This window comes from Lentzea sp. NPDC102401, from assembly GCF_044765805.1.
GTDB classification, from domain to species: Bacteria; Actinomycetota; Actinomycetes; order Mycobacteriales; family Pseudonocardiaceae; genus Lentzea; species Lentzea sokolovensis.
Window position 1 is genome coordinate 25,375 of sequence record NZ_JBIWKS010000007.1, and the last position, 15,856, is coordinate 41,230.

At 69.8% G+C, this 15,856-nt stretch carries 20 protein-coding genes; 9 read left to right on the top strand and 11 right to left on the bottom strand.

Going from position 1 to position 15,856, the window contains the following annotated elements:
• The first annotated feature begins 99 nt into the window (after positions 1–99).
• Entirely contained in the window at positions 100–558 is a 459-nt protein-coding gene (locus tag ACIRG5_RS24225; RefSeq protein WP_402908229.1) for an STAS domain-containing protein, read from the top strand.
• Here ACIRG5_RS24225 and ACIRG5_RS24230 read toward each other — a convergent pair.
• The 3 genes from ACIRG5_RS24230 to ACIRG5_RS24240 all read right to left on the bottom strand — a co-directional run bounded on the left by ACIRG5_RS24230 (position 518) and on the right by ACIRG5_RS24240 (position 3,078).
• Entirely contained in the window at positions 518–1,741 is a 1,224-nt protein-coding gene (locus ACIRG5_RS24230) for a wax ester/triacylglycerol synthase domain-containing protein (RefSeq protein ID WP_402908231.1), read from the bottom strand. The genes ACIRG5_RS24225 and ACIRG5_RS24230 overlap by 41 nt on opposite strands.
• On the bottom strand, positions 1,741–2,361 hold the full coding sequence (locus ACIRG5_RS24235) for an SRPBCC family protein (protein WP_402908233.1): 621 nt from the start codon (positions 2,359–2,361) through the stop codon (positions 1,741–1,743). The genes ACIRG5_RS24230 and ACIRG5_RS24235 overlap by 1 nt, the downstream gene beginning before the upstream one ends.
• Positions 2,362–2,472: 111 nt before the next feature.
• Positions 2,473–3,078 carry a hypothetical protein gene (locus ACIRG5_RS24240; protein WP_402908235.1) on the bottom strand — a complete coding sequence of 202 codons (606 nt, stop codon included), beginning with the start codon at positions 3,076–3,078 and terminating at the stop codon, positions 2,473–2,475.
• 243 nt (positions 3,079–3,321) lie between these two features.
• Here ACIRG5_RS24240 and ACIRG5_RS24245 point away from each other — a divergent pair, with 243 nt between their 5' ends.
• On the top strand, positions 3,322–4,440 hold the full coding sequence (locus ACIRG5_RS24245) for a lycopene cyclase family protein (protein WP_402908237.1): 1,119 nt from the start codon (positions 3,322–3,324) through the stop codon (positions 4,438–4,440).
• Here the strand turns inward: ACIRG5_RS24245 and ACIRG5_RS24250 are convergent.
• The 4 genes from ACIRG5_RS24250 to ACIRG5_RS24265 are packed head-to-tail and all read right to left on the bottom strand — an operon-like array spanning position 4,430 to position 7,337.
• Positions 4,430–5,230 carry an ABC transporter permease subunit gene (locus ACIRG5_RS24250; protein ID WP_402908239.1) on the bottom strand — a complete coding sequence of 267 codons (801 nt, stop codon included), beginning with the start codon at positions 5,228–5,230 and terminating at the stop codon, positions 4,430–4,432. The genes ACIRG5_RS24245 and ACIRG5_RS24250 overlap by 11 nt on opposite strands.
• Complete coding sequence (locus tag ACIRG5_RS24255) at positions 5,220–6,107, bottom strand: ABC transporter ATP-binding protein (RefSeq protein WP_402908241.1); 888 nt, start codon at positions 6,105–6,107, stop codon at positions 5,220–5,222. Before ACIRG5_RS24255 ends, ACIRG5_RS24250 begins: the two co-directional genes overlap by 11 nt.
• A complete protein-coding gene (locus tag ACIRG5_RS24260; protein WP_402908243.1) occupies positions 6,104–6,697 on the bottom strand; it encodes a hypothetical protein in 594 nt (197 codons plus the stop codon). Before ACIRG5_RS24260 ends, ACIRG5_RS24255 begins: the two co-directional genes overlap by 4 nt.
• Positions 6,645–7,337 (bottom strand): universal stress protein, encoded by a 693-nt coding sequence (locus ACIRG5_RS24265; RefSeq protein ID WP_402908245.1) that lies wholly within the window; start codon positions 7,335–7,337, stop codon positions 6,645–6,647. Before ACIRG5_RS24265 ends, ACIRG5_RS24260 begins: the two co-directional genes overlap by 53 nt.
• A gap of 151 nt (positions 7,338–7,488) precedes the next feature.
• Here ACIRG5_RS24265 and ACIRG5_RS24270 point away from each other — a divergent pair, with 151 nt between their 5' ends.
• Complete coding sequence (locus ACIRG5_RS24270; protein WP_402908246.1) at positions 7,489–8,862, top strand: MBL fold metallo-hydrolase RNA specificity domain-containing protein; 1,374 nt, start codon at positions 7,489–7,491, stop codon at positions 8,860–8,862.
• Between the two features lie 4 nt (positions 8,863–8,866).
• Here ACIRG5_RS24270 and ACIRG5_RS24275 read toward each other — a convergent pair whose 3' ends face one another.
• Positions 8,867–9,871: an Acg family FMN-binding oxidoreductase gene (locus tag ACIRG5_RS24275; protein WP_402908248.1), complete on the bottom strand. Its 1,005-nt coding sequence runs from the start codon at positions 9,869–9,871 to the stop codon at positions 8,867–8,869.
• A 138-nt stretch (positions 9,872–10,009) separates the two neighbouring features.
• Between ACIRG5_RS24275 and ACIRG5_RS24280 the strand changes: the two genes are divergently transcribed.
• On the top strand, positions 10,010–11,689 hold the full coding sequence (locus ACIRG5_RS24280; protein WP_402908250.1) for a GAF domain-containing protein: 1,680 nt from the start codon (positions 10,010–10,012) through the stop codon (positions 11,687–11,689).
• Here the strand turns inward: ACIRG5_RS24280 and ACIRG5_RS24285 are convergent.
• From ACIRG5_RS24285 to ACIRG5_RS24295, 3 genes are all read right to left on the bottom strand, one after another.
• Positions 11,686–12,342, bottom strand: a complete 657-nt coding sequence (locus ACIRG5_RS24285; RefSeq protein WP_402908252.1) for a response regulator — start codon at positions 12,340–12,342, stop codon at positions 11,686–11,688. The genes ACIRG5_RS24280 and ACIRG5_RS24285 overlap by 4 nt on opposite strands.
• 81 nt (positions 12,343–12,423) lie before the next feature.
• Positions 12,424–12,654 carry an SHOCT domain-containing protein gene (locus tag ACIRG5_RS24290; protein WP_402908254.1) on the bottom strand — a complete coding sequence of 77 codons (231 nt, stop codon included), beginning with the start codon at positions 12,652–12,654 and terminating at the stop codon, positions 12,424–12,426.
• A gap of 10 nt (positions 12,655–12,664) precedes the next feature.
• The gene (locus ACIRG5_RS24295; RefSeq protein ID WP_402908256.1) at positions 12,665–12,934 is read right to left on the bottom strand and encodes a DUF1876 domain-containing protein; all 270 of its coding nucleotides are present in this window, start codon (positions 12,932–12,934) and stop codon (positions 12,665–12,667) included.
• A gap of 125 nt (positions 12,935–13,059) precedes the next feature.
• Between ACIRG5_RS24295 and ACIRG5_RS24300 the strand changes: the two genes are divergently transcribed.
• The 5 genes from ACIRG5_RS24300 to ACIRG5_RS24320 are packed head-to-tail and all read left to right on the top strand — an operon-like array spanning position 13,060 to position 15,800.
• Positions 13,060–13,752 (top strand): hypothetical protein, encoded by a 693-nt coding sequence (locus ACIRG5_RS24300; RefSeq protein ID WP_402908258.1) that lies wholly within the window; start codon positions 13,060–13,062, stop codon positions 13,750–13,752.
• A 25-nt stretch (positions 13,753–13,777) separates the two neighbouring features.
• Positions 13,778–14,344, top strand: a complete 567-nt coding sequence (locus tag ACIRG5_RS24305; protein WP_402908260.1) for an HPP family protein — start codon at positions 13,778–13,780, stop codon at positions 14,342–14,344.
• On the top strand, positions 14,344–15,222 hold the full coding sequence (locus ACIRG5_RS24310) for a universal stress protein (RefSeq protein ID WP_402908262.1): 879 nt from the start codon (positions 14,344–14,346) through the stop codon (positions 15,220–15,222). The genes ACIRG5_RS24305 and ACIRG5_RS24310 overlap by 1 nt, the downstream gene beginning before the upstream one ends.
• On the top strand, positions 15,219–15,434 hold the full coding sequence (locus ACIRG5_RS24315; RefSeq protein ID WP_402908264.1) for a DUF1918 domain-containing protein: 216 nt from the start codon (positions 15,219–15,221) through the stop codon (positions 15,432–15,434). The genes ACIRG5_RS24310 and ACIRG5_RS24315 overlap by 4 nt, the downstream gene beginning before the upstream one ends.
• Before the next feature lie 3 nt (positions 15,435–15,437).
• Entirely contained in the window at positions 15,438–15,800 is a 363-nt protein-coding gene (locus ACIRG5_RS24320; RefSeq protein WP_402908266.1) for an MgtC/SapB family protein, read from the top strand.
• The last annotated feature ends 56 nt before the right edge of the window (positions 15,801–15,856 follow it).

Below are 15,856 nucleotides of genomic sequence, written 5' to 3' on the forward strand. Positions count from 1 at the left end.
CGGCGTGGTGTCGCGCTTCGTGACATCGGCGACACGGAAGGTACGGATCTCTGCGTGAGGTGATGAGTGACCTCGAACAAAGCGGCGTCAACGGCGAGCATGCCGACCAGCGATCGCGATGGTGTGCTTGTCGCTGTGATCAGCGGCGAGCTCGACATGGTCAGCGTCGATGCGATCGGAACGGCCCTGTTCGATCACCTGGACGAGCAACCGAACGGCTTGGTCGTGGAGCTGGCTGTGTACTTCATGGGCTCGTCGGCGTTGTCGATGCTGCCGGAGCTGCGCGGCCGGGCACAGAGCAAGGACGTGGGTCTCGCCATCGTGGCCGCGCAGGCTGCGGCGGTGCGGCCGATGATGGCCAGCGCGCTGAGCCAGGTGCTGCCGGTGAGCCACTCGGTGGAGGAGGCCTCGAAGTCGATCCACCGGGAACCGGCAGCGGGCCGGCAGTCTGTCTGGCGACCACGTGGCCAACTGCCGAGCCGGAACAGGAATGCCGCGCGGTGGGGTGTTGATGCGTTCAGCCGAGCAGGTCGAGTTCGGTCTGCAGGGCCTCGGTGAGCACGCGCAGGTCGGGCACACGGTCGGGATCGGCGACCACCGTGATGGTGAACGCGTCCGCGTAGGACAGGGCCGCGAACGCCACCGTCACGTTGCCGGTGGTGGCCGACAACGGAACGAGACTGACGACCGGCACACCGCCCAGGCGCATCGGCTGATCAGGGCCGTGCACGTTGGTCACGACGGTGTGCACCATGCGCTGGTGGTTCATGAACCAGTCCGCCACCCCCAAAACCTTCAACGTCCGGAAGATGGGCGCGACTGACGTGACTGTCTTCTTGTGCGACCGGGTGATGGCGGCGATCCGTGTCAGACGTGACCAGTGGTCGCCGCCCGTGGGTAGCGGGACGGGCATGACGCCGGTGCTGTTGCCCAGGTGAGCGGCGGTGGTCGAGCGGCGCGTCGACACGGGAATCGAGACGACCAGTTCGTCGACGTGGTCACCACGGCCGTTCAGCACTGTGCCGAGTGCGCCCGTGACGGCGGTGAGCAGGGCGTCGTTGACCGTGCCACCGCAGCGGTGTGCGGCGGTGTGCAGCCGGTGGACGCTGGTCCGTGCGATGGTCTGCTGCCGCCGTGGGCCGGTTGGTCGGTTCAGGGAGCAGCGTGCACCGAGTGACGGCCACCGCGGCCTGGCGAACGAGGCGCGCTCAGGCGGTCTCAGCCGGGCAGCCCAGGCGTCTTTCGCGAGTCTGCGGCGAGAAGGCGGGGGAACGGGAAAGGGCGCGAGCTCGGCGCTCGGTGCTCCGTCGACGAGGTTCGTCAGCACGGCCAGGCCGCCGATGCCATCGGACAAGACGTGGTGGAACACCAGGATCAACGCCACCCTGTCCTCGGCCAGCCCGGTGACCAACGTCGCTGACCAGAGTGGTGACGAGCGGGGCAGCGGTCGAGTCACCAGCGACGAGGCGATGTCCAGCAGTGCGGACTCGTCGCCAGGAGCCGGGCAGAGCACCCTGTGCACGTGCCTGGAGATGTCGAATCCGGCATCGTCGACCCAGACGGGGCGACCACAGCCGAAGGGCGTCCGGATCAGACGCCGGCGCAGCCGCGGAACAGTCCGGACGCGGTCCGCGAGCAGGGCCTCGACGTCGCCAGGGTCCCGTTCCAGCACCACCACGGCGCCGACCTGCATGCCAGAGGCCAGCGAGACCACGTCGTCGGAGCTCGTCCGGTCGATCATCAGAGATACCGTTCGGCCCGTTCTTTGATGCCACGCAACATCTTCTGCTCCATCACCAGGCTTCCCGGCTCCATCACGAGCTGGTTGAACCACTGGACGAGCGGCGGAGCGTCGGGGACGGCGATGCGGTTGCGGCTGATCAGCCTGGTTCCGCCGGGGATCTCGTGCAGCACGAACGCCCAGACCCACCGGCCGTCGTCGGAGCGCAGCACGAGCGCGTGATCGGGTTCGAGAACCTCCACCAGCAGCTTGGGGCCGCCTTCGCCCACCGGCAGGACGTCACCGATGTGCAGGTCCTGGAACTGCGGGAGGATCTCGTCCGCGCTGTGCATGTTCAGGCCGAACAGGTTCTCGATCCAGTCGTAGGTGTAGGCGCCGCCACGTCCGCTGCCCATCTGCACCAGCCAGGGCCAGATCCGGCTGGGAGGTGTCTCGACGGTGATCGCGCGGGTGGTCATCAGGTCGGGTCGGAGCAACAGGTCGTCGCCGGGCAGTTCGGCCCGCGCCTCCTCCTCGGTCGCACCCCAGGTCTGGCACCACTCACGCCACAACAGCGGATACGACGCCACCGCCGCCGCGGCGGCGCCCACCGCCAATCCCATGATTTTGGTTGTCTTCACGACTTCTACGGTGCTTCAGCCTGTGCGGCTCGCTCAGGGCCGTAGGACCCGATCTGACAAGGCCCTTGCCGGTGGTCGCCCGGTGCGATCCGCGTCGGCTCGGCACCCACGTCATCGCCGCCTCGTGAGCCGGGTGAGTGCTGCGCCCGTGACGCCTGCCATCGTCGCTGCCATCAGCAAGCCGCCGAGTACACCGATGAGCGCGATGAGCGCAGTCGACTGACCTGGTTGCCACAGGGGAGTGGTGACGGCGACGAACACCAGCAGTCCGGCACCCCACGCCAGGGCGTTCGCCCAGATCCACAGGTGGGCGTTGGAGAAGTGGTTGCGCAGGACGAACCACTGCGCGGTTCCCAGCGACAGCAGCACCGCGCTGCCTGCCACTGCGGCGACGAGGAGCACGGCGACGAGCGGCAGCATGTTCAGCCGCTCGCCGTTGTGCACCGCGAGCATCGCGATCGCCCACGCGAATCCCGCTGCCAGCGCAGTGGCGCCGATCCAGCGCCGCGCCCGCAGGGTGTGGTCCACCCGGCGCAGCACCACGGCTTGCGCCGCGCCGAGCACGGCGCCTTCGACCACTCCGGCCAGTACGAGTACATGCGGAGATGAGTTGAGCGCGCCCGCTAGTGCCGGCGTGAGGAAGCCCGCGAACTCTCCCGCTGTCGTCCACCGGAACCACGATCGCCGGAGGTCGCGCGCGACCAGTTCGGTTCTCATGCGTCAACGGTGCGCGCTGAGTCGTTCGAGGGTCAGGGACCAACGTCCTCACCTGAATGGTGCGCAATGCCGTGCGCTGCAGAGCCTCTCGTTCAGTTCCAGAGGAAGGGACGAAGTCGACCGGGCCCTGGCTCCTGCCCCCACGGTGCGCCGGCGGCGGCACCGGACGCAGGGACGAAGGTCCTCAGTTCATGAGTGCGCTTTGCCTTGGTGCACGCGGACATCTCCCAGCAGAGTTGTCGTATGACGCGCATCGTGATCGCCGGGGCTGGTCTCAGCGGGTTGAGTCTCGCGGCGCACCTCGCGGTGATGGACCACCGGCATCCGGTGATCGTGGTCGACGACGGCCGCGATCCCTTGAGCGCCAAGGCGTGGGCGTCGTGGAGCGACCGGCCTGGGTTGCTGGACGCAGCGGCCTGCCGGTGGTTCGACCAGATCCGGGTGCATGTGAACGGCACCACGAAGGTGTTGAGGCTCGGCCGCTACCGGTATCGGGTGGTGCGCGGCGGAGACCTGGCCACAGCGGTGAGGAGGCTCACCGATCCGTTGCGGCACTTCACGTTCCAGGAAGGTCACGTGGACCGGATCGAGGACGACGGCGTGGTGGTGGACGGACGGCACCTGCGGGCGCGGTGGGTCTTCGACAGCGTGGTCGGGCCTGCGGAGGAACCGCCCGCGGACGCGCTCCTGTCGTTCCGGGGATGGCGTGTGCGGGCCGAACGGGCGGTCTTCGACGCGGAGATACCGACGTTGTTCGACTTCCGGACGCCGCAGGTGCGTGGCGCGAGCTTCGTGTACGTGCTGCCGGACGACGCTCATCACGCACTCGTGGAGCACACCTCGTTTATGGCGCCGGGCGCGGCAGCTGATGAAGCGGCGCAACGGGAAGCGCTCGCCGAGTACCTCACCGAGGTCGTGGGCGCCGGGCGGTACGAGATCGAACGCGAAGAGCACGCGGCGCTGCCTCTGCGCGCAGGGCGGGTCGAGCGCAGGAACGGCAACGTGCTCACGATCGGTGCCAGGGGAGGTCTGCTCAAGGCGTCCACCGGGTTCTCCTACCAGCGCGTCCAACGGGACAGCGCCGCCATCGCGGAGTCGTTGCACCGGCACGGGCACCCGTTCGCGCTGCCGGCGGAGCCTGCGAGGTTCCGGGTGTTCGACGGTGTGTTGCTGGACGTCGTGATGAGGGAACCCGCCCAGCTGGAACGCGCGTTCGGTGCGTTGTTCCGGTACCGCACGGCGGAGCCTGCTCTGCGGTTCCTCGACGAGGCCACGACGCCGGCACAGGAATGGCGGCTGTTCGCCGGGATGCCGGCGGCGACCTACCTGGCCGCCGCACGGCACCGGCTGGTCAGCTCCTGATCTCACGGCGTTCGAACGCCGCCGCGGCACCTGCCACGAGCAGGCCGGTGAGCACGAGCAGACCGGTCAGGCCGAGCCAGTTCGGGTCTCCCGTCAGCGCCTCGTTCACGCCGGCGTGGTGGAACGGCGACAACACTCGCCACGGTCGCAGCCCTGCAGCGAGCGCGGACAGGGCGTCCAGGAGGTAGCTGAACAGGGCCAGTCCGACGGACACGCCGATCGCCAGGCCACGACGTCCGGTCAGGGCGCCGACGAGCAAGGCGACGGCACCGAACGGAAGCGCCACCACGGCGCTCGCCAGCACCGCGGCCAGCAGGTCCTGCCACGGCACGCCCAGGCCCGCGAGCCCGCTGCCGGCCACGAGCACGACGGCGAACGCGGCGGTGACGATCGCGACCGCGGCGAGCACGGCTGCGGCCTTGTCCAGCACGAGGCGACTGCGGGAGATGGGGTTGGCCAGCAGGAGGTCCATCGTGTGGCTCTGTTCCTCGCCCGCGGTGGCCCTCGCGGCCTGCCCGATGGCGATGCCGAGGAGCACCAGCGGTGCGAGGAAACCGAACGCCTCTCCCTGCAGGTACCCGACGCCGCTGGCGAGGGACTGCTGGACGTTGAACAGCGCCTTGAACGCCTCCGGGTAGGAGTCGAGCAGCTTCTCGAAGTCGCCCGCCGCGTCGCGGACGGCGGGGTAGACCGCGAGCTGCAGCAGCACGCTCGCGACCAGCGCGACGCCCCAGCCGATGATGCCGGACCGGTTGTCGCGCAACGACTTGGTCATCAGCTCAGTCGTCATCGCCGTGCTCCTCCGTGTAGTGCACGAAGATCTCCTCGAGGTCGGGCTCGTGGCTCGTCACGTTGAGCAGCGGGAACCGGGCGGCGGTGCGCACGAGCTCACCGACGGCACCGATCACGCGGCACCGCACCTCGTTGCCCGTGGCCTGCACGGACTTCACGCCGGGGATGCCGCTGAACGTCGCCGCCGCGACCTCCTCGGAGAAGGTGAACGTCAGCTCTCGCAACGCGTTCGCCTTCAGCGACGCGACGGTGTCCTCGACGACGAGGCTGCCCGCGAGCAGGATGCCGACCCGGTCGGCCACCTGCTCCACTTCGGACAGCACGTGGGAGGAGAACAACGCCGTTCCGCCGCCGTCGACGTACTCGCGCAGGTACGAGTGGAACTCCCGTTGAGCGAGCGGGTCGAGGCCGGACGCGGGTTCGTCGAGGATCACCAGGTCGGGGTGGTGAGCGAAGGCCTGCACGAGTCCGAGCTTCTGCCGGTTTCCCTTGGAGAGCTCGTCCGTGCGGCGGTCCAGGTCCAGATCGAGGCGCTTGGCCAGCGTCGTCGCCTCGCCGAGATCGGCGTGGTCGCGCAGGGCACCGCAGAAGCGCAGGTAGTCGGCGCCGGTGAGGCGGTCGTAGAGGACCAGTTCTCCCGGCAGGTAGCCGATCCGGCCGCGCAGCCGGGGCGACATCGGCTCGCCGAACAGCGTGATGCCGCCGCGCGTCGGCCTGATCACGTCGATGAGCAGGCGCAGGGTGGTGGTTTTGCCGGCACCGTTCGGACCGAGCAGCCCGTAGACCTCGCCTTGGCGTACTTCAAGGTTCAGGTCGTGCAACGCCGTGGTGCTGCCGTAGCACTTGGTGAGCTGACGGGTGCTGATGACGTTCATCGCAGACCTCCGGTTTCGGCGGAGTGCTTGACGGTCCGCAGGATCGCGCGGCTGATCACCCCGACGAACGGTGTGCTGATCCGCCAGTAGCGGCGGAAGCTGAGCCACGCGCGCGGGTCGGTGAGCACGACTCGCATCTCCGCGGTGACGAGCGAGCGCCGCTCGCCGTACGGGAGGACCGAGATCGAGCAGACCACCTTGGCGTAGCCGGGTTCGGCGAAGTCCACGAAGTCGCGTGCCTCCAGGGGCACCCACTTCACGATCGGCTGCCAGACCTTGCCGATCGCACCGAAGACGATTTCCCGACCTGGTTGCTCGCCCAGGAGGACCCAGTCGGAACCCGTCGTGAGGTCGTTGATGGTCAGACGCGTTCGTTGCCGGGGCGTCCGGCGCGAACGCCAGGTCTCGGGCAGCTCACGCAGCCGCACGGCGGCCGTGACCAGAAAGCCGTGCAGGTCCGTCAGGTCGAGGTCGTGCACGGCCTTGAACGTCGACGGGGGATCAGCCTCGACGACCACGTGGTCGGTACGGCCGAACTCACACCGGGGTGCGAACCGGTCGGCGAGGAGCGGGGACGGAAGGGGCGCCACGGCGTTCCTCCTGTACAGGTCGGTGCACCACGAGAACGGGGCACGGGGCGTGGTGGAGCGCTGCCCTGGTCACAGATCCGCAGGCGCGGGTCTCGCCAGGTCCGACGACGAGCAGGTCGGTGTCGGTGCAACGGTTGATGGCTTCGTGTGGTTGCCGCCGCACGAGCACGGCGGTGTGCGGGAACCCGCCGAGTGACGCGGTCGAGCGGTCGAGTACCCAGGTGTGGTCCTCGTCGAGGTCGTCGCGCAGGACGGGCAGCGGTGCGGCGTGCAGCACTCGCAGCACGGCGCCGCGCCGCAACGTGAAGTCAGCGGCGGCGGCCAGCACGAGGTCGTCGTCCGGACCGCCGCTGACGAGTGCGGTGACCCGGCCGTGCTCGCCGCGCAGTGCGGCGGCTGTGCCGCGGACGACCACGGTGTCGCAGAAGGTCGCGCACACCGCGGGAAGGACGTGCTTGCCCAGCCCGAGCGGCGAGCCGTTGCGGTGCTGGTAGCCCAGGACCACGAGCTGGGCCTGGAAGTGGTCCTGCGGCCGATGGGCCTCGACCTCGGCGTCCACCAGTTCCGCGTGCGCACGAGCCCAGCGCGCGGCCTCCTCGTCCCACGGGGAGCCGTCTGCGATCACCACGACAGGTTCCATGTCTCCACGGTCGCCTGGCGCCGCCGCCTGGGACAGAGCGCAAAGCAGGCCGCCGAACCGGGACGAAGGTCCTGGTGCGGCAGGGGCGCGTGCCGCTGGAGCCCGATCCGTGAAGAAAGGACCGTGGTCGGCGAGCACGAGGAGGCTGAGTATGAGCACACTGACGTTCCTCGGTGGCGCGGGCACGGTCACCGGCAGCAAGTACCTGTTCGACACCGGTGGTTCCCAGGTGCTGGTGGACTGCGGCCTGTTCCAGGGCCTCGCGCCGCTGCGGCGGCGGAACTGGAAGCAACCGCCGCTCGACCTGGACCGGCTGGACGCGGTCGTGCTGACCCATGCGCACCTCGACCACTGCGGCTACCTGCCGGTACTGGTGCGGCACGGGTGGCGCGGACCCGTGTTCACCACCGAGGGCACCGCGGACCTGGCGGCGATCGTGCTGACGGACAGTGCGCACCTGATGGTGGAGGAGGCCCGCCAGGCCAACGAGGCGGGCTGGTCCAAGCACCGGCCCGCGTTGCCGTTGTACGACGCGGACGACGCCGACCGCGCCATCCGGTTGTTCCGGCCGATGGACTTCGAAGCGGTCCGCGCTGTCGCGGACGGTGTCGACCTCGAGTTCGGCCGCGCGGGACACATCCTCGGATCTGCGTGGGCCCACCTGACCCTGGGCGATCGCAGCGTGGTCGTCAGCGGTGACCTGGGCAGGCCGGCACACCGGGTGTTGCGGGCGCCGCAACCGAGGCCGGCGTGCGACGCGTTGCTGATCGAGTCGACCTACGGTGATCGCAGGCACGATGACGCCGCGGCGACCGCCTTGTTCGCGAACACCATCCGTCGTACGGCCGCACGGGGTGGCAGCGTGCTGATCCCCGCGTTCGCGGTCGACCGGACCGAGGTGATCCTCGTCGAACTGGCCAAACTGGTGCACGCGGGCGAGATCCCGGACCTGCCCGTGTTCGTCGACAGCCCGATGGCGCTCGCGTCGCTGCGGGTCTACCGGCAGGCGGTGGCGAAGAGGCGGCCGGAGATTCGTCCTGAGTTGCTGGACGGCGAGGACGCCTTCGACCCCGGGCACCTCGCCGAGCTGCACACCGCCACCCAGTCGATGAGGGCCAACGACCCGAAGACGCCGTCGATCATCATCTCGGCTTCCGGCATGGCCACCGGGGGACGGGTGCTGCATCACCTGAAGTCGATGCTGCCCAACAACCGGCACACGATCGTCGTCGTCGGGTACGCGGCCGCCGGCACACGGGCGCGGCAGCTGGTCAGTGGCGCCCGCGAGATCAAGATCCACGGGCGGTACGTGCCGGTGAAGGCGGAGGTGCGGGTGCTGGACGCGTTCAGTGCGCACGCCGATGCCGACGAGTTGCTGGCGTGGGCGACCAGCGGACCCGTTCCGGCCACGACCTACGTGGTGCACGGCGAACCGGAGAGCGCCGTGGCGCTGGCAGACAGGCTGGCGACCGAGCACGGCTGGACCGCTGTGGTCCCGCGCGACGGCGAGAGGGTGCTGGTGTGAGTGCTCAGTTCACCGACCTGGTCTGTGCCAGCAGCAGGTCGGTGACCGCGCGCCGCGGAGTCGCGGGAACCGGGGAGCTGAAGCCGATGCGCAGTACGGTCTGCGGAACCAGAGTCCCGCCGAGCTCGCGGCGCAGCTCCTCGCGCACGCTGCGCACCTCGATCGGCTGGGAGAGGAACGACGCGGACAGACCGAGCGTGGTCGCGGTGAGCAGCACCCGCTGCATCGCCTGGCCGGCCTGGAGCTCGCCGAGCGGGCCGTCGTAGTGCGAGCAGACGACGAGCACCAGCGGATTGGACTCGTAGTCCTTGCCGGGCAGCCGATCGTGCTCCGCAGCGGGGTCGAAGTCGCGGAACGCCCACTCGTCCTGCGCCTGCGGGCGGAACCCCGCGGAGGCAGGCGGCACGCCGTCGCCGGCCCCGGGCCGGTGACCGGTGAGGGACCGGAGCTCGGCCTGGACGTCAGGGTCACCCAGCTGGATCTGATGGGCGCGCCGCACGAGGTACTTCATCCGGGCGACGTCCTCACGGGTGGCGACGACGTGCAGCCACGAACGTTCCAGTTCGGCGGCCCGCACCAGCGCGTGCCGCTGACGTCCGTCCACTCCGGACTCGAAGAACGGGCGGCGGTTGGTCCGGCGGGCGGGAACGGCGCGCAGCAGGGCGCGATTCTCGTCGTCCGGTTGCAGCACGCCCCCTCTGCGGACAGTGGCGAGCGCGCCAGGTGCGGCCTGACCTGGCAGGAGGGTGACCAGCGGGCGCACCCCGAGCCCTTGCAGCGCGACCCGGAGGTTGAACAGCGCCGCACCACAGGACAGCCGCAGCTCACGTGCGTCGGGATCGGTTGCGGTGAGGCCGCGTTCCATGTCGGCGTGCAGCTCGATGCGATCGGGTAGCAGCCGGAACCGCCACGGCTGGCTGTTGTGCACCGACGGCGCGAGCGACGCGGACTCGAGAACGGTCCGCACCTGGTCAGGAGCGAGCCCCAGCGCCGAGGACACCTCGGTCATGCCTTCACCTCATGTCTTGCCGGAAGATCGTGGTGCGATCCACCTTCACCATTGGGCGAGCGTGATCCCACAGTCGAAAGTCCCAACCTGAAAGGGACTGCCTGGTGTTGCGACGGGGACTGCGGCATGGTGTGGTCCATGTCTGGTTCAGGAGAGACCCGAGCGCGCAGCCTGCTCGGTGGACTGCGCCTGGACGAACTGCTCGACGAGATGCGCGACAGGTTGGCCGAAATCGGCTCCACGCGGGACAAGATGCAGGGACTGCTCGACGCGGTCCTGGCGGTCGGCTCCGGTCTGGAGCTGGACTCGACCCTGCATCGCATCGTGCAGGCCGCAGTCGAGTTGGTGGGTGCGCGTTACGGCGCGCTGGGAGTCCTGGGGCAGCGGGAGAACCTCTCCGAGTTCGTCCACGTCGGTATCGACCCCGAGACCCGTTCGCAGATGGGCCATCTGCCCGAGGGCAAGGGGTTGCTCGGGTTGCTCATCAAGGAGCCGAGAGCGATCAGGCTGCACGACCTCGCCGAGCACCAGGCTTCGGTGGGCTTCCCGCCGAACCATCCGCCGATGCACAGCTTCATCGGCGTGCCGGTGCGAGTGCGCGACGAGATCTTCGGCAACCTCTACATGACGGAGAAGAAGAACGACGGTGACTTCACCGCTGACGACGAGGTGGTGCTGGAGGCCCTGGCCGCCGCGGCCGGTGTGGCGATCGAGAACGCGCGGCTGTTCGAGCGGTCGCGGATGCGCGAGCGGTGGCTCGAGGCGACCGCGGAGATCAACTCACAGCTGCTGGGCGGTGGGTCTGGAGCGGACGCGCTGCACCTGATCGCCCAGCGCTCCGTCGAGCTGACCACAGGCAGCAGTGCGATGGTGCTGCTGACCGAAGGCCCCGAACGACGGCTGCGGCCTGCCGCCCAGGCGGGCATGGCGCTGGTGGATGGAGTGATCGACCCTCAGGGCACGCTGCTCGGCGAGGTGCTGGAGACGGCGGCGCCGGCGCTCGCCGAGGAGGTCGAGGGACTGTTCGAATCCGGCGGAATCGAACTGGGTGCCTGTGTGATCGTGCCGATGCGGGCGGGTTCCGCGGTGACCGGCCTCCTGGTGTGCGTGCGGGAGAAGGGCACCGCTGCGTTCAGCGCGGACCTCATGCCGTTGCTGGCCTCGCTGGCCGACCAGGCGGTGGTGGCGCTGGAGTTCGCGGAGAACCAGAAGTCGCGCCGGCTCGTCGACGTGCTGGAGGATCGCGACCGCATCGCCCGCGACCTGCACGACCACGTGATCCAGCGGCTCTTCGCCACCGGGATGAGTTTGCAGGGGTCGCTGACCTGGGTGAACCACCCCGAGGCCCGCAGGCGGGTGCAGAAGGCCGTGAACCAGCTCGACCAGACCGTCCTGGAGATCCGCACGTCGATCTTCGACCTGCAGGCTGACCTGGGCGACACCGGCCTGCGCCGCCGGCTGCTGGACATCGTCGCCGAGCTCACCGAGGGTGCCGAACTGACGCCCGCCGTGCGGATGAGCGGCACGATCGACAACCTGGTGCCCGACCACATCGGCGAGCACGCCGAGGCCGTGGTCCGCGAGCTGGTCAGCAACGCACTGCGTCATTCCCGCGCCACTGAACTCACGCTGACCGTCGAAGCGGATGACGCGCTGGTCATCTCGATGGTGGACAACGGTGTAGGTATGCCTCCGCACGTCGCACGCAGCGGGCTGCGCAATCTGGAGCAGCGCGCGGCGGGATGCGGTGGGACCTGTGCCGTGGCCGGCGAACCCAGCGGCGGCACGCGGGTGACCTGGCAGGTTCCCCTGGACTAGCCGTCCTCGCGCGGCACCGGCAGCGCGGTGAGCTTGGACGCGAGCACGGCGGCCTGCGTGCGGCGCGCCAGGCCGAGCTTGGCGAGCAGGTGGGACACGTAGTTCTTGACGGTCTTCTCGGCCAGGAACATCTTGTCCGCGATCTGCCGGTTGGTCAGGCCCTCACCGATCAGGTCCAGCACCGCGCGCTCCTGCTCGGTGAGCGAGCGCACGGGGTCGCCCTGCTCGCGTTCGCGACGGATCCGGTTCAGCAGTGCCGCGGTCGACCGCGCGTCGAGCAGGGACTGCCCGGCGGCGACGGTCTTCACCGCGTTGGTGAGGTCGCTGCCCACGATGCGTTTGAGCACGAACCCCGACGCGCCCGCCATGATCGCGTCGAACAGCGCCTCGTCGTCGGTGAACGACGTGAGCATCAGGCACTTGAGGTCGGGCAGCCGGGACATCAGCTCCCGGCACAGCTCGATGCCGTTGCCGTCGGGCAGCCGCACGTCGAGCACGGCCACGTCCGGCGCCACGGCGGGCACCCTCGTGAGCGCCTCGGTGACCGAGGAGGCCTCGCCGACGACCTCGAGGTCCTCGGACGCGCTGAGAAGCTCCCTGATCCCGACTCGGACCACCTCGTGGTCGTCCACCAGGAACACACGCGAGACCACCAGAAACCACCTCTCGTCCGCTGGCGACACGATGGACGATCCACTGGCCGCAGGCCGACGCACAGGGTCCGAAGACCCTGATCAACGAGTGACGAGGGTCTTGCGCACGCGGTCGAACTCCTCGACGTCGACCTCGCCCTTCGCCAGCCGTTCCTCCAGGATGCGCAATGCGGAGCCTCGGCGCCCCGCGTCTGCGGTTCTGCGCAGCACCAGGACTCCGACCACGCCCAGCGTGCTCCAGAACACGATCATGCCGAGCGTCATCATGACGACCCCGCCCCAGCCCGTCGGGGCGCCGTCGTAGTACCACATCACGTCCACCTCACTCGCTCAGTCGTGCGGGGTGCCGGGTGACGCCCTCGATGTCGTTCGCCGCCGCGTCGAGCAGCTGGTGCGCGAGGTCGGCCAGCGCACGGGACGCGGCGAGTTCGTCGCCGATCTCCGGGACGTCGGGGTCGGCGGGGTTGAGCCGTGCCGTTCCGACGCCGATCAGACTGGTCGGGTCCAGGGTGCGCAGCCGAGCCTCTGCCCTGGTCCGGCCCTCGTGCTCGTCGATGAGGAGCTCGACGCTCCACTTCTTGGCGGTGCTCATGAAACCTCCTCGTCCGGGGTTCCAGGTTGCGACGCCGGGGGTGGCCGGGCGCAGAGTCCAAGGGCCTGTGCCGGGCGAGCCGGTGCGCCCTGTCCGCGAGCAGGACACGGGCGGATCGTCGAGCCATGCGGTGGAATCCCGGTGAGGCAGCGGCAATCGTCGAAGCGGCGCGGAAAGCGCCGGTGTACAGCGCGGGCAGGCCGTGGGTGCTGGAGATGCACGGCAGATCGGTCTACCTGTACGAGGTGGCGCACAGGTCGTTGCGCGACCCGCTGGGGATGGACCGGCTGCTCACGTGCGGGGCGGCTCTGGAGCACATCGTGCTCGCGATCAGGGCCGCCGGCTGGCACGTCAAGGTCGTGTTCCCCGCCGACCACGCGAACCCGGACCTGATCGCCGTCGTCAAGGCCGACCGCCGGCAACCCCCGGCGGAGGAGGAACTGGTGCAGCACCAGGCGATCCTGCTGCCCGGTGGCACCGGCGACGGTGACGCGCGCGACCTGGTGACGGCCAACCACTGGGCGGGCACCGAACTGCACCGCGTCGACGGCGACACACTGGTCGTCGTCACGGTGGGAGACGGGCGCCCGGACCACGTGCGGGGCGGGGCCGCGCTGCAGGCGGCGGTGCTCGCGGCACGTTCGGCCGGCACGCGGGTGCGGCCGGTCGTCCACCTCATGCACCGCCAGGAGTGGCGGGCGGGCCTGATCGAGCAGCACGAGCTCGCGGGCTTCCCCCAGGCCCTGCTGCACGTGGGTGCCAAGGACCCGGACGGGGCGGGACCAACGACCGCGTCGTCGGGCGCGACGCGTTCCTAGCGTCAGAAGCGGAAGGGAGAACGCCATGCGCGCTCGCGAGATCATGACCAGTCCGGCGATCACCGTGAAGCAGGAGGTACCCGTGCGCGGGGCCGCGGCATTGATGGTGTCGCACGGGTTCACCGCGCTGCCGGTCGTCGACGACGACAAGAGGCTGATCGGCATCGTGACCGAGGCAGACCTGCTGCGCAACGGCTACGGCGACGAAGCGGGCGCCTCCCGCGTGGGCGACGTGATGACCACGCCGGCCGTGGGGATGGACGGTGACGCCCAGGTGCCGGTGATGGCGCGCGCGATGGTCGACGACCACGTCCGCTGCTTCCCGATCGTGGACGGCTCGCAGGTCGTGGGCGTCGTGACGCGGCGCGACCTCGTCCGTGCGCTCGCCAGGACCGACACGACCGTTTGCGCGGAAGTCCAGCGCGTGCTCGACCTCTACGGCGGCGGTCGCAAGTGGACGGTTGTCGTGCAGGACGGCGAGGCGACGATCGGTGCCGAGAACACCGACGAGGAGACCAGGAACGTTCTCACGGCACTCGCCGGGTCGATCCACGGGGTCCTGCGAGTGCGCGTGCTGACAGGAGGAAAGTGATGAAGGGACCCGCCGCTCCGGTCGTGGTCGGTGTCGACGGCTCGTCCTCGGCCCTGGCCGCGGTGAAGTGGGCCGCCGCCGACTGCGCCCGCCACCACACCCCGCTGAGGCTGGTGCACGGGTACAACGTGCCGAACGCCGGATATCCCGAGATGGTGCTCACGGCCACCGAGATCCTGCACGCGATCGAGGAGCAGGCCGACACCTGGCTCACCGAGGCCGCCGCGGCCGCTCGGGCCGTGGCACCGGAGGTGGAGGTGAGCACCGAGCGGGTCTGCAGGTACGGGACGGCTCTGCTGATCTCCGAATCCCGCGATGCGCGACTGATGGTGCTCGGTTCCCAGGGGCTCGGCACCGTGACGGGTCTGCTGGTCGGCTCGACGGCCATCGCTCTCGCGTCCCACGGCAGGTGTCCGCTGGTCGTCGTGCGCGGCACCGAGGTGCCGGGCGGACCGGTCGTGGTCGGTGTCGACGGCTCTCCGACGAGCGAGGCTGCGCTGGCTTTCGCCTTCGAGGCGGCATCCGTGCGCAACGCGCCGCTGGCCGTGGTGACGTGTTGGCAGGACTTCATGGTGGAGAGCGGCTACACCGCCTCGCGGTTCACCGTGGACTGGGGACAGGTCGAGCAGGACGAGCGGCGGCTGCAGGCCGAACGGCTCGCCGGGTGGCAGGAGAAGTACCCCGACGTGCCGGTCACCCGCGTGGTCCTGCGTGACCGGCCGGTGCGCGCGCTGATGCGGTACGGGGCCGAGGCCCAGCTCGTGGTGGTGGGCAGCCGGGGGCACGGCGGGTTTGCCGGCATGTTGCTCGGCTCGACGAGCCAGGCGCTGGTCTACAACGCGCCGTGCCCGCTGGCGATCGTGCGGCCGGCGTCATGAGGGCGAAGGTGGGTGACTGGCTGGTCGTCAAGGGGCCTGTGGTGGATCACGGCGGAAAGCGTGGGCAGATCGTGCGGTTGCGGCACGAGGACGGCAGCCCGCCGTACGTGGTGCGGTGGCTGGACAGCGACCACGAGGCGCTGGTGTTCCCCGGTCCGGACGCGCACGTCGTTACGGCCGAAGACGAGGCCTCGCGTCTGCATGCGGGCTGAACCGTGTACACCGCCGTCGCGCTCGGCCATCTCGCGACGGCACTCGCGATCGGGCTGCTGCTGGGGGTGGAGCGCGAGCACGACAACGCGAGTGACTCCACCCGGCCCGCGGGTTCGCGAACGTTTCCGCTGATCGCACTGGCCGGTGCGATCAGCGCCGCGCTTTCACCGGTCGCGCTCGGCGCGGTGGCCGCTTTGCTCGCGCCGCAGTCGATTCCGGTGCACACCGCCGTGGTGGCGTGTGGTGCCGCGCTTGCTACCAACACCGTCGTGAAACTGGTTCTCGCCACCGTGACGGGTGGGCCGCGGTTCGTACCGCAGCTCGGTGCGTGGCTGGCCGCGGTGGCACTGGGGATGGCCTGGTAGGGCGAGGACGAAGGTCCCGGCCGCCGGGGGACCCCGGCCACTCACCCGCCGCACCG

Bases quoted from the DNA above. Each gene is read 5' to 3' on its own strand.
- ACIRG5_RS24250 (WP_402908239.1), bottom strand. From the start codon at position 5,230: ATGACGACTGAGCTGATGACCAAGTCGTTGCGCGACAACCGGTCCGGC.
- ACIRG5_RS24275 (WP_402908248.1), bottom strand. From the start codon at position 9,871: ATGACCGAGGTGTCCTCGGCGCTGGGGCTCGCTCCTGACCAGGTGCGG.
- ACIRG5_RS24270 (WP_402908246.1), top strand. From the start codon at position 7,489: ATGAGCACACTGACGTTCCTCGGTGGCGCGGGCACGGTCACCGGCAGC.
- ACIRG5_RS24310 (WP_402908262.1), top strand. From the start codon at position 14,344: ATGAAGGGACCCGCCGCTCCGGTCGTGGTCGGTGTCGACGGCTCGTCC.
- ACIRG5_RS24225 (WP_402908229.1), top strand. From the start codon at position 100: ATGCCGACCAGCGATCGCGATGGTGTGCTTGTCGCTGTGATCAGCGGC.
- ACIRG5_RS24245 (WP_402908237.1), top strand. From the start codon at position 3,322: ATGACGCGCATCGTGATCGCCGGGGCTGGTCTCAGCGGGTTGAGTCTC.
- ACIRG5_RS24230 (WP_402908231.1), bottom strand. From the start codon at position 1,741: ATGATCGACCGGACGAGCTCCGACGACGTGGTCTCGCTGGCCTCTGGC.
- ACIRG5_RS24265 (WP_402908245.1), bottom strand. From the start codon at position 7,337: ATGGAACCTGTCGTGGTGATCGCAGACGGCTCCCCGTGGGACGAGGAG.
- ACIRG5_RS24240 (WP_402908235.1), bottom strand. From the start codon at position 3,078: ATGAGAACCGAACTGGTCGCGCGCGACCTCCGGCGATCGTGGTTCCGG.
- ACIRG5_RS24300 (WP_402908258.1), top strand. From the start codon at position 13,060: ATGCGGTGGAATCCCGGTGAGGCAGCGGCAATCGTCGAAGCGGCGCGG.
- ACIRG5_RS24315 (WP_402908264.1), top strand. From the start codon at position 15,219: ATGAGGGCGAAGGTGGGTGACTGGCTGGTCGTCAAGGGGCCTGTGGTG.
- ACIRG5_RS24305 (WP_402908260.1), top strand. From the start codon at position 13,778: ATGCGCGCTCGCGAGATCATGACCAGTCCGGCGATCACCGTGAAGCAG.
- ACIRG5_RS24280 (WP_402908250.1), top strand. From the start codon at position 10,010: ATGTCTGGTTCAGGAGAGACCCGAGCGCGCAGCCTGCTCGGTGGACTG.
- ACIRG5_RS24255 (WP_402908241.1), bottom strand. From the start codon at position 6,107: ATGAACGTCATCAGCACCCGTCAGCTCACCAAGTGCTACGGCAGCACC.
- ACIRG5_RS24295 (WP_402908256.1), bottom strand. From the start codon at position 12,934: ATGAGCACCGCCAAGAAGTGGAGCGTCGAGCTCCTCATCGACGAGCAC.
- ACIRG5_RS24290 (WP_402908254.1), bottom strand. From the start codon at position 12,654: ATGTGGTACTACGACGGCGCCCCGACGGGCTGGGGCGGGGTCGTCATG.